Origin of the sequence: Streptomyces olivaceoviridis (assembly GCF_014650115.1) — a bacterium.
GTDB lineage: Bacteria > Actinomycetota > Actinomycetes > Streptomycetales > Streptomycetaceae > Streptomyces > Streptomyces olivaceoviridis.
The window spans coordinates 98,710-114,025 of record NZ_BMUI01000016.1 but is presented as its reverse complement, the minus strand read 5'-3'; the positions used below and the strand labels follow the sequence as shown (position 1 = coordinate 114,025).

General features: G+C 72.1%; 17 protein-coding genes. 11 read left to right on the top strand and 6 right to left on the bottom strand.

The annotated features are described in order from the left end of the window. The first annotated feature begins 2 nt into the window (after window positions 1–2). A complete protein-coding gene (locus IE273_RS27215) occupies window positions 3–1,433 on the top strand; it encodes an aldehyde dehydrogenase family protein (protein WP_189817812.1) in 1,431 nt (476 codons plus the stop codon). Beyond that, window positions 1,426–2,310: an aldehyde dehydrogenase family protein gene (locus IE273_RS27210; RefSeq protein ID WP_189817811.1), complete on the top strand. Its 885-nt coding sequence runs from the start codon at window positions 1,426–1,428 to the stop codon at window positions 2,308–2,310. Before IE273_RS27215 ends, IE273_RS27210 begins: the two co-directional genes overlap by 8 nt. Window positions 2,311–2,424: 114 nt before the next feature. On the opposite strand, the gene IE273_RS27205 is transcribed toward IE273_RS27210, so the two are convergent. Then, window positions 2,425–2,826, bottom strand: coding sequence for a hypothetical protein (locus IE273_RS27205; RefSeq protein WP_189817810.1), 402 nt, complete (start codon window positions 2,824–2,826; stop codon window positions 2,425–2,427). Between the two features lie 160 nt (window positions 2,827–2,986). Here IE273_RS27205 and IE273_RS27200 point away from each other — a divergent pair, with 160 nt between their 5' ends. After that, on the top strand, window positions 2,987–3,589 hold the full coding sequence (locus IE273_RS27200) for a uridine kinase family protein (RefSeq protein WP_189817889.1): 603 nt from the start codon (window positions 2,987–2,989) through the stop codon (window positions 3,587–3,589). Window positions 3,590–3,741: 152 nt separating this feature from the next. Here IE273_RS27200 and IE273_RS27195 read toward each other — a convergent pair whose 3' ends face one another. Next, complete coding sequence (locus IE273_RS27195) at window positions 3,742–4,491, bottom strand: SigE family RNA polymerase sigma factor (RefSeq protein ID WP_189817809.1); 750 nt, start codon at window positions 4,489–4,491, stop codon at window positions 3,742–3,744. Between the two features lie 241 nt (window positions 4,492–4,732). On the opposite strand from IE273_RS27195, the gene afsQ1 reads away from it, so the two are divergent. The 5 genes from afsQ1 to IE273_RS27170 all read left to right on the top strand — a co-directional run bounded on the left by afsQ1 (window position 4,733) and on the right by IE273_RS27170 (window position 8,875). Beyond that, window positions 4,733–5,410 (top strand): two-component system response regulator AfsQ1, encoded by a 678-nt coding sequence (gene afsQ1 / locus IE273_RS27190; protein ID WP_106980762.1) that lies wholly within the window; start codon window positions 4,733–4,735, stop codon window positions 5,408–5,410. Continuing rightward, a complete protein-coding gene (locus IE273_RS27185; RefSeq protein ID WP_189817808.1) occupies window positions 5,407–6,996 on the top strand; it encodes an ATP-binding protein in 1,590 nt (529 codons plus the stop codon). The genes afsQ1 and IE273_RS27185 overlap by 4 nt, the downstream gene beginning before the upstream one ends. After that, complete coding sequence (locus IE273_RS27180) at window positions 6,993–7,595, top strand: hypothetical protein (protein WP_189817807.1); 603 nt, start codon at window positions 6,993–6,995, stop codon at window positions 7,593–7,595. Before IE273_RS27185 ends, IE273_RS27180 begins: the two co-directional genes overlap by 4 nt. Window positions 7,596–8,002: 407 nt before the next feature. Beyond that, on the top strand, window positions 8,003–8,566 hold the full coding sequence (locus IE273_RS27175) for a VanZ family protein (protein ID WP_189817806.1): 564 nt from the start codon (window positions 8,003–8,005) through the stop codon (window positions 8,564–8,566). A 108-nt stretch (window positions 8,567–8,674) separates the two neighbouring features. Beyond that, complete coding sequence (locus tag IE273_RS27170; RefSeq protein ID WP_189817805.1) at window positions 8,675–8,875, top strand: PspC domain-containing protein; 201 nt, start codon at window positions 8,675–8,677, stop codon at window positions 8,873–8,875. A 94-nt stretch (window positions 8,876–8,969) separates the two neighbouring features. Here IE273_RS27170 and IE273_RS27165 read toward each other — a convergent pair whose 3' ends face one another. Together IE273_RS27165 and IE273_RS27160 are read right to left on the bottom strand one after the other, a co-directional pair. Next, the gene (locus tag IE273_RS27165; protein ID WP_189817804.1) at window positions 8,970–9,353 is read right to left on the bottom strand and encodes an ATP-binding protein; all 384 of its coding nucleotides are present in this window, start codon (window positions 9,351–9,353) and stop codon (window positions 8,970–8,972) included. Window positions 9,354–9,504: 151 nt separating this feature from the next. Beyond that, window positions 9,505–10,668 carry an adenosine deaminase gene (locus IE273_RS27160; protein ID WP_189817803.1) on the bottom strand — a complete coding sequence of 388 codons (1,164 nt, stop codon included), beginning with the start codon at window positions 10,666–10,668 and terminating at the stop codon, window positions 9,505–9,507. A gap of 132 nt (window positions 10,669–10,800) precedes the next feature. Between IE273_RS27160 and IE273_RS27155 the strand changes: the two genes are divergently transcribed. Then, window positions 10,801–11,562 (top strand): alpha/beta hydrolase, encoded by a 762-nt coding sequence (locus IE273_RS27155; protein ID WP_189817802.1) that lies wholly within the window; start codon window positions 10,801–10,803, stop codon window positions 11,560–11,562. Between the two features lie 13 nt (window positions 11,563–11,575). Here the strand turns inward: IE273_RS27155 and IE273_RS27150 are convergent, their stop codons facing one another. Further along, entirely contained in the window at window positions 11,576–12,529 is a 954-nt protein-coding gene (locus IE273_RS27150; protein WP_189817801.1) for a LysR family transcriptional regulator, read from the bottom strand. A 62-nt stretch (window positions 12,530–12,591) separates the two neighbouring features. Here IE273_RS27150 and IE273_RS27145 point away from each other — a divergent pair, with 62 nt between their 5' ends. Both IE273_RS27145 and IE273_RS27140 read left to right on the top strand, forming a co-directional pair. Further along, the gene (locus tag IE273_RS27145) at window positions 12,592–13,881 is read left to right on the top strand and encodes an MFS transporter (protein WP_189817800.1); all 1,290 of its coding nucleotides are present in this window, start codon (window positions 12,592–12,594) and stop codon (window positions 13,879–13,881) included. Window positions 13,882–14,030: 149 nt separating this feature from the next. Next, a complete protein-coding gene (locus IE273_RS27140) occupies window positions 14,031–15,044 on the top strand; it encodes a sigma-70 family RNA polymerase sigma factor (protein ID WP_189817799.1) in 1,014 nt (337 codons plus the stop codon). Here the strand turns inward: IE273_RS27140 and IE273_RS27135 are convergent. Further along, window positions 14,928–15,314, bottom strand: a complete 387-nt coding sequence (locus IE273_RS27135; protein WP_189817798.1) for an STAS domain-containing protein — start codon at window positions 15,312–15,314, stop codon at window positions 14,928–14,930. The genes IE273_RS27140 and IE273_RS27135 overlap by 117 nt on opposite strands. Window positions 15,315–15,316 lie beyond the last annotated feature (2 nt).

Sequence of the window (15,316 nt, the reverse complement as noted above, 5' to 3'; positions counted from 1 at the left end):
CCATGGCATTCGAGTACGCACCCGCCCCCGAGTCCCGCGCGATCGTCGACATCGCGCCCTCGTACGGCCTGTTCATCGACGGCGAGTTCACCGAGGCGGCCGACGGCAAGGTCTTCAAGACGGTCTCGCCGTCGACGGAGGAGGTCCTCGCCGAGGTCGCCCAGGCCGGTTCCGACGACGTCGACCGTGCCGTCAAGGCCGCCCGCAAGGCGTTCGAGAAGTGGTCCGCGCTGCCCGGCTCCGAGCGCGCCAAGTACCTGTTCCGCATCGCCCGGATCATCCAGGAGCGCAGCCGTGAGCTGGCGGTCCTGGAGACGCTGGACAACGGCAAGCCGATCAAGGAGACCCGCGACGCGGACCTCCCGCTGGTCGCCGCGCACTTCTTCTACTACGCGGGCTGGGCCGACAAGCTCGGCCACGCCGGCTTCGGCCCGGACCCGAAGCCGCTGGGCGTGGCCGGCCAGGTCATCCCGTGGAACTTCCCGCTGCTGATGCTGGCCTGGAAGATCGCCCCGGCCCTCGCGACCGGCAACACGGTCGTCCTGAAGCCCGCCGAGACGACCCCGCTGTCGGCCCTGTTCTTCGCGGACATCTGCCGCCAGGCGGGCCTGCCCAAGGGTGTCGTCAACATCCTCCCGGGGTACGGCGACACGGGCGCCGCGCTGGTCGCGCACCCCGACGTGAACAAGGTCGCCTTCACCGGCTCCACGGCCGTCGGCAAGGAGATCGCCCGCACGGTCGCCGGCACCCGCAAGAAGCTCACCCTCGAACTGGGCGGCAAGGGCGCGAACATCGTCTTCGACGACGCGCCGATCGACCAGGCCGTCGAGGGCATCGTCAACGGCATCTTCTTCAACCAGGGCCAGGTCTGCTGCGCGGGCTCCCGCCTGCTGGTCCAGGAGTCGATCCAGGACGAACTGCTGGACTCCCTCAAGCGCCGCCTGTCCACGCTCCGCCTCGGCGACCCGCTGGACAAGAACACCGACATCGGCGCGATCAACTCCGCCGAGCAGCTGGCCCGGATCACCGCGCTGGCCGAGCAGGGCGAGGCGGAGGGCGCCGAGCGCTGGGCGCCGGCCTGCGAACTCCCCTCCGCCGGCTACTGGTTCGCCCCGACGCTGTTCACGAACGTCACCCAGGCGCACACCATCGCCCGCGACGAGATCTTCGGCCCGGTGCTGTCGGTCCTCACCTTCCGTACGCCCGACGAGGCCGTCGCCAAGGCCAACAACACCCAGTACGGCCTCTCGGCCGGCATCTGGACCGAGAAGGGCTCGCGGATCCTGGCCGTCGCGAACAAGCTGCGCGCCGGTGTCGTCTGGTCCAACACGTTCAACAAGTTCGACCCGACCTCGCCGTTCGGCGGTTACAAGGAGTCGGGCTTCGGCCGCGAGGGCGGCCGTCACGGCCTGGAGGCGTACCTCGATGTCTGACCGACTCAGTGTGTTCAAGACCTACAAGCTGTACGTCGGCGGGAAGTTCCCGCGTTCCGAGAGCGGCCGGGTGTACGAGGTGACGGACTCGAAGGGCAACTGGCTGGCCAACGCTCCGCTGTCCTCCCGCAAGGACGCCCGTGACGCGGTGGTCGCCGCGCGCAAGGCGTTCGGCGGCTGGTCCGGCGCGACCGCCTACAACCGCGGCCAGGTCCTCTACCGCGTCGCGGAGATGCTGGAGGGCCGCAGGGAGCAGTTCGTCCGGGAGGTCGCGGACGCGGAGGGCCTGTCGAAGTCGAAGGCGGCGGCCGTCGTGGACGCGACGATCGACCGCTGGGTCTGGTACGCGGGCTGGACCGACAAGATCGCCCAGGTGATCGGCGGCGCCAACCCGGTCGCGGGCCCGTACTTCAACCTCTCCTCCCCGGAGCCGACCGGCGTGGTCGCCGTCCTGGCCCCGCAGGAGTCGTCCTTCCTCGGCCTGGTGTCGGTCGTGGCCCCGGTGATCGCCACCGGCAACACGGCGGTCGTGATCGCCTCGGAGAAGGCCCCGCTGCCGGCCCTGTCGCTGGGCGAGGTGCTGGCCACCTCCGACGTCCCGGGCGGTGTCGTCAACGTCCTGTCCGGCCGCACGGCGGAGATCGCGGCGCCGCTGGCCGCGCACCAGGACGTCAACGCGATCGACCTCGCGGGCGCGGACGAGGGCCTGGCGAAGGAACTGGAGATCGCGGCGGCCGACAACCTGAAGCGGGTGCTCCGTCCACAGGCTGTGGATTACTTCGAGACGCCGGGGACCGAGCGGATGACGGCGTTCCTGGAGACCAAGACGGTGTGGCATCCGACGGGGGCGTTGGGCGCGAGCGGTTCCTCCTACTGACGGGGTCCGGCGGAGAACCGCCGTCGTCCGCCGGCCGCGGGTGCGCAGTGACTGGTCGCGCCCGCGCGGCGGAGCCGCATGCCGGACTCGCCCCGCGCCCCTCGCAAGGCGCTTTCAGTGGCCCAGGCCCCCCAGGGCCTGGCCCACCACCGGAACGCTGCCGAGTGACTGCGCCTGCGCGAGCGGGCGCGTCAGCATCTGGGAGCCGACCGGCTTGAAGTCGGCCAGCTGGGTGCCCACGCCGTTGTCGAGCGGGTCCACGCCCGTGCCCGCGAGCGGGTTGGGCTTGAGACCGGCGACCGGGCCGGTCACGTAGCCCACCACGCCGGTCAGGGCGCGCGCGCCCGCCTGGGGATCGACGTTGCCGAGGTTCACGGGGCGGTAGTTGAGGCCCACGCCGGGGATCGAGTCGGCGGACGCCGTCGCCGCTCCCGCGCCCAGGGCCGCTCCGGCGGTCGCGAGGACGATCAGGGCGCGCTGCGCGGTGGAGTGCCGGGGGGAGGTGTGTCGGGCCATCGCTGGTGCCACCTTCTGGTGCGCAGGGTAAGGGTGTCGACACGTAGGGTAGTTGAGGCGAGACTCACGCTCAAAAGCCGACCCGCGGGGTCGGCAGGGCGGCCCCCATGCGTCAAACTGGTGTTCCGTGAGCATTCATCCCCCGTATCCCGCCCGTGTCGTGCTGCTGTGCGGCCCCTCGGGCTCGGGCAAGTCACTCGTCGCCGCCCGTTCCGGGCTCCCCGTGCTGCGCCTGGACGACTTCTACAAGGAGGGTGACGATCCGACTCTGCCGCTGGTGGAGGGGAGTTCGGACATCGACTGGGACCACCCGGAGTCGTGGGACGCGGACGTCGCGGTCGAGGCCATCGCCCGGCTGTGCGCCACGGGATCGACGCCGGTGCCGGTGTACGACATCTCGCTGAGCGCCCGTACCGGCGAGGAGGCGCTGCACATCGGCCGTACCCCGCTGTTCATCGCGGAGGGCATCTTCGCCGCCGAGATCGTCGAGCGCTGCCGGGAACTGGGCCTGCTCGCGGACGCGCTGTGCCTGTCCCGGGGCCCGGCCACCACCTTCCGGCGGCGCTTCCTGCGCGATCTGAAGGAGGGCCGCAAGTCGGTGCCGTTCCTGCTGCGCCGCGGCTGGCGGCTGATGCGCGCGGAGCGGTCGATCGTCGCCCGCCAGGTGTCGCTCGGCGCGCATCCCTGCGACCGGGACGAGGCGCTGGGCCGGCTCTCGGCAGCGGCGGCGGGCCGGCAGGTACGGCAGCGGACGGCGGCGTAACGCTCGTACCCCCGTACGCACGAAAGGAACGGGGCCGGCAGGACCCCCGACCCACCAGCCCCGTTCCTTTCGCTCCCCCGTTTTCCCCCGTGTTCCCCCGAAGGTCCACCCCCCAGTGGCCCCCCGCTTTCCCCCGTTGTTCCCCCCGGACCTCAGGCGACCAGCTCGCCGAAGGCGTCCTCCTCGTCACGGCCGAAGCTGAGGACCTCGTCCTCGCGCAGCCGGCGCAGCGAGCGCCAGATGCTGGACTTCACCGTGCCGACACTGATGCCGAGGATCTCCGCGATCTCCGGGTCCGTGCGGCCCTCGTAGTAGCGCAGGACCAGCATGGTGCGCTGGAGTTCGGGCAGCCGGGCCAGCGCCTGCCACAGGACCGCGCGCAGCTCGGTACCGCGCATCGCGTCCGTGTCGGAGGGCGTCTCCGGCAGTTCCTCGGTCGGGTACTCGTTGAGCTTGCGGCGCCGCCAGGCGCTGATGTGCAGGTTGGTCATGGTGCGGCGGAGGTATCCGCCGACCGCGGCCTTGTCGCTGATCCGGTCCCACGCCCGGTAGGTCGAGAACAGCGCGCTCTGCAACAGGTCCTCGGCCTCGAAGCGGTCGCCGGTCAGGTGGTAGGCGGTGGCGTACAGGGAGGCGCGGCGCTCCTGGACGTAGGCGGTAAACGCCGCTTCGGCATCTACAGTCTCGGTCAGCGAACGGCGCTCCCCCGGGTCCTCCCCGTACGCGGCTCCCCCGTGAGCTTCCCCCCGCGTGTCAACCACCGCCATGTACGCGGTGTGCTGACGCCCGGTGCCGCGAGCGCACCCCCGCCCGCTCACAGCACCGGACTTCTCCGATCCCCGGTGCACGTCGTGCAGACGCGTGACCACTGCGCTGGTGCTGATGCTGTGCAGCGTGTTCATCTCGCGCTCCCCGTCGTGGACTTCCGGTGACTCTGTCCTGCCCGGGCTGGTTCCGGCCGGCGGCCTTGCCCGTGCCCAAAAGACTGCCGGGGTGACTTCATGGCCATGTCTGCCGACTGTCACAGACCTGTCACAGGGGTCCCGCCCGGGCAGGTCACACACCGCGCACAGGCGGTGGCGTTACGGATGCCCTGGTGCCGGCAGGTCGTACGGTGACCCCTCCATGGGCCAGAATGAGCCCGTGCCTTCCCTGTTGCTGATCGAGGACGACGACGCCATCCGTACGGCCCTGGAGCTCTCCCTGACGCGCCAGGGACACCGGGTGGCCACCGCTGCCAGCGGCGAGGACGGTCTGAAGCTGCTGCGCGAGCAGCGGCCGGACCTCATCGTGCTGGACGTGATGCTGCCCGGCATCGACGGGTTCGAGGTGTGCCGGCGCATCCGGCGCACGGACCAGCTGCCGATCATCCTGCTGACCGCGCGCAGCGACGACATCGACGTCGTGGTCGGGCTGGAGTCCGGCGCCGACGACTATGTCGTCAAGCCGGTGCAGGGCCGGGTGCTGGACGCCCGGATCCGGGCCGTGCTGCGGCGCGGGGAGCGCGAGTCCAGCGACTCGGCGACCTTCGGCAACCTCGTCATCGACCGGTCGGCGATGACCGTCACGAAGAACGGCGAGGACCTCCAGCTCACCCCGACCGAGCTGCGGCTGCTGCTGGAGCTGAGCCGGCGGCCCGGTCAGGCGCTGTCCCGGCAGCAACTGCTGCGGCTGGTGTGGGAGCACGACTACCTCGGTGACTCGCGCCTGGTCGACGCGTGTGTGCAGCGGCTGCGCGCGAAGGTGGAGGACGTGCCGTCCTCGCCGACGCTCATCCGTACCGTCCGTGGTGTCGGCTACCGCCTGGACGCCCCTCAGTGACCGATACGCAAGGGGGGCTGCGCGGCTGGGCCGCGGGGCGCAAGGGAAGTCTGTCGCGGCTCAGGTTCACCAGCCTCAGGCTGCGCCTGGTCGTCGTCTTCGGGCTGGTGGCCCTCACGGCCGCCGTGTCGGCGTCCGGCATCGCCTACTGGCTGAACCGGGAGGCCGTGCTCACCCGCGCCCAGGACGCGGTGCTGCGCGACTTCCGGCAGGAGATGCAGAACCGCGCGGGCGCGCTGCCGGAACACCCGACGCAGGACCAGGTGCAGCGCGCGGCCGGCCAGATGGCCGCCAGCAGCCAGCACTTCAGCGTGCTCCTGGTCGCCCAGGACGCCGACGGCAAGACCGTGTACGGCAACTCGGGCGGCATCAACGGCTTCTCGCTGGAGGACGTGCCCCGGTCGCTGCGGGCCGCCGTGACCAAGCGGCAGAATGTGACCGACTCGAACAAGGAGCCGTACCACCTGTACTGGCAGCGGGTCGTGGACCACGGCACGCCCTACCTGGTGGCCGGTACGCGCGTGATCGGCGGCGGTCCGACCGGCTACATGGCGAAGTCCCTGGAGCCGGAGGCGAAGGACCTCAACTCGCTGGCCTGGTCGCTGGGCATCGCCACCGGGCTCGCGCTGATCGGCGCCGCTCTGCTCGCGCAGGCCGCCGCCACGACCGTGCTGAAGCCCGTGCACCGGCTGGGCGTGGCCGCGCGACGGCTCGGCGAGGGCAGGCTGGACACCCGGTTGCGGGTGTCCGGCACCGACGAACTCGCCGATCTGTCCCGGACGTTCAACAACGCGGCCGAGGCGCTGGAGCAGCGGGTCGCGGAGATGGCCGCGCGGGACGAGGCCTCGCGCCGGTTCGTGGCCGACATGAGCCATGAGCTGCGGACGCCGCTCACCGCCATCACCGCCGTCACGGAGGTGCTGGAGGAGGAACTGGAGGCGGAGACCGGCAGCATGGACCCGATGATCGAGCCCGCCGTCCGGCTGGTGGTCAGCGAGACCCGGCGGCTGAACGACCTCGTCGAGAACCTGATGGAGGTCACCCGCTTCGACGCCGGCACCGCCCGGCTGGTCCTGGACGACGTCGACATCGCCGACCAGATCACCGCGTGCATCGACGCCCGCGCCTGGCTGGACGCCGTCGAGCTGGACGCCGAGCGCGGCATCCACGCCCAGCTCGACCCGCGCCGCCTGGACGTCATCCTGGCCAACCTGATCGGCAACGCGCTCAAGCACGGCGGGTCGCCGGTGCGGGTGTCGGTCCGGGAGGCGGACGACTCGGTCGAGATCCAGGTCCGCGACCACGGGCCCGGCATCCCGGAGGACGTCCTCCCGCACGTCTTCGACCGCTTCTACAAGGCGAGCGCCTCCCGGCCGCGCTCCGAGGGCAGCGGGCTCGGCCTGTCCATCGCCCTGGAGAACGCCCACATCCACGGCGGCGGGATCACCGCGGCCAACTCCCCCAACGGCGGCGCGGTGTTCACGCTCCGGCTGCCACGGGACGTCTCCCGGCTGACCGAGGAGGACGGCGGGGACACCAAGGGCGGCGAGACCGGCCACGACAGCTCGGGGAAGGAGGGGTCATGACCGTGCGACGCCTGCTGGCGCTGCCCCTCCTGGGCGTGCTGCTCACCGGCTGCGGCATCCGGGCCACGGAGGTGCCGACCGACTTCGGGCCGGCGCCGTCCCGGGTGCCGTGCTCGCTGGCCGGACCCGATGCGTCCGCGCAGTCCGCGCGCGGGGTGCCGGTGCAGGTGTTCCTGCTGTGCGGGGCGTCCCTGGTGGCCGTCGACCGGACCGTGCGGGTCCCGGAAGGCACCCCGGACGCCCAGCGGCGGGTGATCGTGGCGCAGGGACTGCTGGACCAGCTGGCCACGTCACCGTCCGCGGCGGAGCGCTCCGCGGGCTATACGACGTACGTGCCGGGCGGCCTCCGGGTGAGCGGGCCCGGCCCGAAGGATCCCGAGGACACGCTCCGGCTGGGCACGGCACCGTCGCGGCTCACCTCCTACGCCCTGGCCCAGCTGGTGTGCACCCTGTCCGACTCGGCGGCGACGGAGGACGACGGCTCGGTCATCCTGGCCGGCCCCGCCCCGGACCCCCTCCGCCGCTACGCCTGCACGGACGAGGTCCGCGACCACCCGGGCACCACACAGCCACCGTCGAGCGGGGTACCGAACGCGTAGCGCTGCGCTGGGCTTGCGCGGGAGCTCGGGTGCCGTTCACCTTCGGCGGGGGCCGACGCGACGGCCGCGTGTGCCCCGGGGGGGCGTCGCGGTTGCCTCTGGCGAGGGGGTGGCGTCGGGGTTGTCTTGGCGAGGGGGTGGCGTCGCGGTTGCCTCTGGCGAGGGTCGGTGTGACAGCTGCGCCCGGTGGGGCGGCGGCGCGGCTAGCCGCCGTACGGGCTCCGGCCGTCGTCCGGCTGCACGTCGGTGGTGGGCGCTCGCGCGGTTCCCCGCGCCCCTTCGGGGCGCCCCGCACGTACCGGTACCGGGCACGTGAGCCGGCCCCGTCGTCCAGCCGCCGCGCGCCGCACGAGGCAAAACGTTTCCACGGCGGAACCAATCGGCCCCACCCCCGCGTCTAGGGGGTCGTGCAGCGTCAAGGCTCCATCGGCGGCAGCGCCGCGATCCGCATCCGTGTGACGGGAGGTGTCCTCCTCGTCGCACATCTCGCCCTCGTCGCCTGGCTGATGCTGCGCCCCCTGGACGTCCCCTGGGTGATGCCCCCGAACCTGCGCCCGCTGGCAGGGATCCGGGCCGACCTGGCGCTGGGCTGGCCGCGGGCGGTCAGACCCCTCGGTGAGGGACTGGCGCTGCTCGCGCCGCTGGGCGTGCTGCTGCCGATGGCGCACGGCAGGCTCACCGTCTCCCCGGTCGCGTCCCTGATCCGTACGGCCGCGGCCGGCGCCCTCCTCTCCCTCGGCATCGCCCTGTTGCAGACCGGCGTGCCGGGCAGGGTCGTGGACGTCGACTCGCTGCTGCTGAACACGGCGGGAGTCGTCCTCGCCCACCTGGCCGTCGTACCGGCGGCCCGCGCCTGGCTGCGGCGCCGGGACGCGCGGGAACCCGGGGCTCCCGAACCGGCGGTCTCCGTCCAGGAGGAGCTGTCTCAGGGCCGTACCCCGACGATTCCCAGGGTCGGTATCGCCCCTTAGAGTGATGCTTCGTCCCCTTCTTCTCCGTACCGTTGAAGGCAGTTGAGGGGTCCCGGACGGGGCCCGCCACCGGCTCGTGAGCGAGCCGACGACCACGGAGGAGCCGACATGACCGCCCTTGCCCGCCCCACCCACGGCCGCGTGATCGGCGGAGTCTGCGCCGGACTGGCCCGCCGCTTCGGCACCTCGGCCACGACGATGCGGGTGATCTTCCTGGTGTCCTGCCTGCTGCCGGGCCCGCAGTTCCTGCTCTACATAGCGCTGTGGCTGCTGCTGCCGTCCGAGGACAAGGCCCGCACCGCCTGGTGAGCCGGGGCCCCGGCGCGGACACGGGCGCGGGCACGCCACAGGGGCGCGTCCGGACCTACCGGAGCGCCCCGCGCGGGTCGGACGGAAGCCGGGCTCAGCCGACCGGAAGCCCGTTGATCGGCACCCCGTGCGTGGGCAGACCCCGCAACGGCAGTCCGCCGAGCAGACCGGCGACCGGCTTGGTCGGCCCCTCGGCGAGGACGCTCTCGACGACAGGCTGCGCGGTGGCCGCGCCCTTGCCGACGACCGGCAGAGCCGCGGCGACACCCGTCTTGGCCACGGGCTTCACCGTCTTCACGGCACCGCTGTCCGGCAGCGCCTCGATGACCTGCTCGGGCGGCAGCATCTTGGTGACGGTGTTCAGCGTCTTGCCGGCGTCCGGACTGGCCGGGGCCGCGTCGGCCGCGCCCGCACCGACGGCGGCGAAAGCGGCGCCGAGGGCGGCGACACCGAGGGTCTTGGCAGCAGACTGCTTCATGGTGAATGCGTCCTTGCATGCGGAGACGGGAGATCACAAACGATCTGAGCGGTCCACGACCGTAAACATCCCCGGCCACCCGCCGCAAACACCGAAATGCGGACGCCTTGTGAAAGTGCGCCCGCGTTCCGTTCCGGCGAGGACCCGGCCGCTATGCCTCAGAACCGCCAGAACCGCTGGTGGACACGGTCTGACGGAACAGCCATTCGGATTTCAGCTCGGCATATCCGGGCTTGATGACGTCATTGATCATCGCGAGTCGTTCATCGAAAGGAATGAACGCTGATTTCATCGCATTGACGGAGAACCACTGGACATCGTCGAGCGTGTAACCGAACGCCTCGACGAGGTGCTCGAATTCCCGGCTCATCGTGGTGTGCGACATCAGCCGGTTGTCGGTGTTCACGGTGGCCCGGAAGTGCAGCCGGCGCAGCAGCCCGATGGGGTGCTCGGCGTAGGAGGGCGCGGCCCCGGTCTGGAGGTTGGAGCTGGGGCACAGCTCCAGCGGGATCCGCTTGTCCCGCACGTAGGAGGCGAGCCGGCCCAGCTGCACCGAGCCGTCCTCGCGGACCTCGATGTCGTCGATGATCCGCACCCCGTGTCCGAGCCGGTCGGCGCCGCACCACTGGAGCGCCTGCCAGATGGACGGCAGCCCGAAGGCCTCGCCGGCGTGGATGGTGAAGTGGTTGTTCTCGCGCTTGAGGTACTCGAAGGCGTCCAGGTGCCGGGTGGGCGGGTAGCCGGCCTCGGCACCGGCGATGTCGAAGCCGACCACGCCCGCGTCCCGGTAGCGGTTGGCGAGTTCGGCGATCTCCAGGGAGCGGGCGGCGTGCCGCATGGCGGTCAGCAGGGCGCCGACCCGGATGCGGTGGCCGTTCTCGCGGGCGAGCCGCTCGCCCTGCCGGAACCCCTCGTTGACGGCTTCGACGACCTCCTCCAGGGACAGCCCTCGGTCGAGGTGCTGCTCGGGCGCGTACCGCACCTCGGCGTAGACGACCCCGTCCTCGGCGAGGTCCTCGGCGCACTCGCGGGCGACCCGGACCAGGGCCTCCTTGGTCTGGAGCACGCCGACGGTGTGCCGGAAGGTCTCCAGGTACCGTTCCAGCGAGCCGGAGTCGGCGGCCTCCTGGAACCAGATGCCCAGCTTGTCCGGATCGGTCTCGGGAAGGTCGGCGTACCCGGTCTCCCGGGCGAGGTCTACGACGGTACCCGGGCGGAGCCCGCCGTCGAGATGATCGTGCAGCAGTACCTTGGGCGCCCGGCGGATCTGGTCCGCGGTGGGGGCGTTCCCGGTCGGTGCGGTCTGGCTCGTCATTTCCGCACTCTAACTCCTACGCGCGTAGAGCACCCGGTGCGCGACGACGATTTCCCGGCACCTTTCCGTCGATACGCAACGGTGACCGGGCGCACGGGTTTAGTACACCGCGCCTTCTGACACTGTTCTGCCATGGGACAGCAAGCGACGCCGGTCCGAACGGCCGGGCTGGGGAAGGCAGTCGGCGCGGAGCCGACGTCGGTGAGCGGAGCGGTGCTGCTGCTCCCCGGCGGAGAGGAGGTCTCCGTCCGCCGGCCGTCCCCTGTCCGGGCGATGACCCTCGCCCGCTCCCTGGGACGCGCGCTCGCCCGCGCCGGCCGGGACGAGGGGCTGGCCGTCCATCCCGTGCGGTACCGCTACCGCGGCTGGAACGGCAGCGAGGCCCACCTGGCGGCGGATGCCGAGTGGGCCGCCGACGAGGTCGTACGACGGTACGGGGACGTTGCCGTGTGCCTGGTGGGCGTGGACATGGGCGGACGCGCGGCGCTGCGGGCCGGCGGGCACGAGGCGGTCAACTCCGTGGTGGCGCTGGCCCCCTGGCTGCCGGAGGAGGACGTCGCCGCGCCCGCCGAGCCGGTGAAGCAGCTCGTCGGGCGGCGGGTGCTGATCGCCCACGGCACGAACGACGAACGGACCGATCCCGAGCTGTCGTTCCGGTTCGCGGCGCGGGCGAAGAAAGTGAACCGGGAGGTGTGCCGGTTCGAAGTGCACTCCGACGGGCACGGTTTGCACGGGCACCGGGACGAAGTGCTGTGTCTGGCGGTGGATTTCGTGATGGGCGCGTTGTTCGGGCACACCGTGTCGCGCCCCGTGGAGGACGCGTTGGCGGCGCCGCCGCCGATCGGCTTGAGGATGCCGTTGGCCGCGGGGTTCGGCAGGTCCTGGAAACGGTAGGGCGGAGTGCCCCTCAGGCCGGCAGCAAGGTGCCCCTCCTGGAGAGGAGGAACTTCTTGAAGGCCGCCACCGGTGGGGTGTCGGGGCGGTCGGCCAGCCAGGCCACGCCGATCTCACGGACCGCCCTGGGGGCCGTGACCGTCAGTTCCACCACACCCGGGCGCGGGACGGTCGGGGGTGGCAGAAGGGCGACCCCGAGGCCCGCCGCCACCAGGCCGCGCAGCGTCTCCGCCTCCTCGCCCTCGAAGGCGATACGGGGCTTGAAGCCGGCCTCGCGGCAGAGGTCGTCCGTGATGCGGCGCAGACCGTAGCCCGGTTCCAGGGTGACGAAGGTTTCCTCGGCCGCTTCTGCCAGGCGGATGCGGCGGCGGGCCGCCAGACGGTGGTCCGCGGGGACGACCAGGCGCAGTTTCTGCTCGTCCAGGCGGCGGGCGACCAGGTCGGGGGCGTCGGGGACGGGCGAGGTGAGGCAGAGGTCGAGTGCGCCGGCGCGGAGCCCCTCCAGCATGGCCTCGCCGTAGTTCTGGACGAGGCTGAAGCGCACGCGCGGGTGGTCGGCGCGGAAGGCGTGCAGCAGGCCGGGTACGGTCTCGGCGCCCATGGTGTGCAGGAAGCCGAAGGCGACCTTGCCGGTGGCCGGATCGGCGTCCGCGCGGACCTCCTCGGCGGCGCGCCCGATCTCGGCGAGGGCCCGCTCGACGGAGGCGAGGAAGGTGCGGCCGGCGGTGGTCAGGGAGACCGTGCGGCCGTGGCGGGCGAACAGGTCGACGCCCAGGTCCTGCTCCAGGCGGACCATCGCCCGGGACAGGGTGGACTGGGGGACGTTCAGCTCCCGCGCGGCCCGGGTGACGTGCTCGGTGCGGGCCACGCCGGCGAAGTACGCGAGACGGGGCGCGAGCAACAGCGCCATGTCTTCTGTGTCACTGGACGGTGACAGTCGCGCCTGTGAGCTCTGCTGATGCACCATGGGAACGATTATGGCGATTCCATGCATTGGACGCATGAGTGGGCCGTGTCTACGGTCGAAGCATGTCTCCCGCCAGTACCGGGGCGTCCACCAGCGTGGACGCCGTTTCCCCCGTCCGCACCCCCGACTCGGACTCCGACTCCCGGCTGACCCCTGGCGGCCCCGGCTACCGCCGGATGAGCCTCGCCCTGTTCCTCGCCGGAGTCGCGACCTTCGCCCTGCTGTACTCCACCCAGGCCCTGCTGCCGCTGATCTCCGGGGAGTTCGGGGTCGCGGCGAGCGAGGCGAGCTGGACCGTGGCCGCGGCGACCGGCGGTCTGGCGCTGTTCGTGCTGCCGATGAGCGCGCTGTCGGAGCGGTTCGGGCGCCGTACGGTGATGACCGCCTCGCTGGCCGTGGCCGTCACGGTCGGCATGCTGGTGCCCTTCGCGCCGTCGCTCGGCGCGCTGGTGGTGCTGCGGGCGGTGCAGGGCGCCGCGCTGGCCGGGCTGCCGGCCTCGGCGCAGGCGTACCTGGCGGAGGAGGTGCGGCCGAAGGCACTGGTCACGGCGATCGGGCTGTTCGTGGCGGGCAACAGCGTGGGCGGCATGAGCGGCCGGGTGATCACCGGCTGGGTCGCGCAGGAGTGGGGCTGGCGGATGTCGGTCGGAGTGATCGGCGCGCTCGCGGTCGCGTGCGCGGTGGCGTTCCGGCTGCTGTTGCCGGCCCCGAGGCACTTCACGGCGGGTTCGCTGCGCCCGCGGGTGCTGCTCGGCACCGTCCGCGGTCACCTCTCCGACCCGCTGCTGCGCCGCCTGTACGCGATCGGCGCGCTGTTCATGACGGTGTTCGGCGGTGTCTACACGGTCATCGGCTACCGGTTGACGGCGGCGCCGTTCGGGCTGCCGCAGGGCATCGTGGGCTCGATCTTCCTGGTCTACCTGGTGGGTACGGTCTCCGCGTCGACCGCGGGCCGGCTGGTGGGCCGGTTCGGCCGCCGGGGCGCGCTGTATCTGGCGGGCAGTACGACGGCGGCGGGGCTGCTGCTCTCCCTGACCGCCTCCCTGGTGCTGGTGCTGGCGGGCCTGGTGCTGATCACGGCGGGCTTCTTCGCCGGGCACGCGGTGGCTTCCTCGGCGGTCAGCAAGACGGCCACGCACGGCCGGGCCCAGGCGTCGGCGCTGTACCAGTCCGCGTACTACATCGGCTCCAGCGTCGGCAGTACGGTCGGCGCGCTGGCGTTCCACGCGAACGGCTGGTCGGGCACGGTCGGCGTCGGCCTCCTCGCGGTCCTCGGCGTCGTCACGATCACCGTGCTCGGCTCGCGGGCGGCCCGGGTGGCGGCCCGGCGGGAGCCGGTGGCCGCGCACTGACCCGGCGCACGCCGCCCGGCTTCCCCGAGCAACCATTCCGAGCTGGGCCTTTCCCCACTCCGGGGGCCATTGTCAGTGGGCTGCGGTAGCTTCCCAAGTGCTGGGGCGCGAAGGCGCGCTACAGGGACGGCCACAGGGGTGGGTGGACGATGGGCAACAGCACGGCGACGGCGGATCTGGACGTCGCACTGGAGAAGCACCGGACCGAGCTGACCGGGTACTGCTACCGGATGCTCGGTTCCTCCTTCGAGGCCGAGGACGCGGTGCAGGACACCCTGGTGCGGGCCTGGCGGAGCTACGACAAGTTCGAGGGCCGTTCCAGCCTGCGCTCGTGGCTGTACCGGATCGCGACGAACGTGTGCCTGGACATGCTGGCGGCGGGCAGCAAGCGGGCCCGGCCGATGGACCTGTCGGAGGCGACCCCGCTCGCGCGGGCGGCGCTCTCCCCGCGCCCGGACAACACCTGGCTGGAGCCGATGCCGGACGCGCGCGTGCTGCCGGCCGTGCAGGACCCTGCGGAGGCGGCGGTCGCGAAGGAGTCGATCCGGCTCGCCTTCATGGCGGCCCTCCAGCAGCTGCCGCCCAAGCAGCGGGCGGTGCTGATCCTGCGCGAGGTGCTGGCCTGGAGGGCGAGCGAGGTGGCCGAGCTGCTGGACACCACGGTCGCCTCGGTGAACAGCGCCTTGCAGCGGGCGCGGGCCACGCTCGCGGAGCGCGGGGACGCGGGTGCCGAGGGGGCGGTGTCCGATCCGCTGGACGAGGAGCAGCAGAAGCTGCTGGAGCGTTACGTCAAGGCGTTCGAGGGCTATGACATGGCGGCGCTGACGGCGCTGCTGCACGAGGACGCCATCATGACGATGCCGCCGTTCGACCTGTGGCTGCGCGGCACGGCGGACATCACCGGTTTCATGACCACCCTGGGCGCCTCCTGTGCCGGTTCCCGGCTGCTGCCGGTCCGGGCCAACGGACTGCCGGGCTTCGCGCACTACAAGCCGGACCCGGAGAACGGCGGGTTCAGCCCGTGGGCGGTGCAGGTGCTGGAGATCTCAGACGGCAGGATCACCGGATTCCACTGCTTCCTCGACACCCAGCGCTGGTTCCCGCTCTTCGATCTGCCCCTCCACCTGGAAGCGGAGTCCGACGAGGTCGAGAAGGACGCCTAGCGCGGGATCGGGGTCCCGCAGCCGTATCCGCCCGCCGGCCCGGCGGGCGGTCAGCTCCAGCCGGGCCAGCAGGTCGACGGCCGCCAGGCCCGGCGGCCCGAGCCCGCCCACGTCGCACACGACCACCCCGGTCCGGCCGGCCTCCAGCAGCGCCCGCACATCGGCACACAGCCCCGGCACATCGTCCCGGCGCACGGGCCCGGGCAGCACCAGCACGGCGGGGGTCTCGGCATCCACGTGCGGTAGACCGGCGGGGCGGGCGGAACTCATCG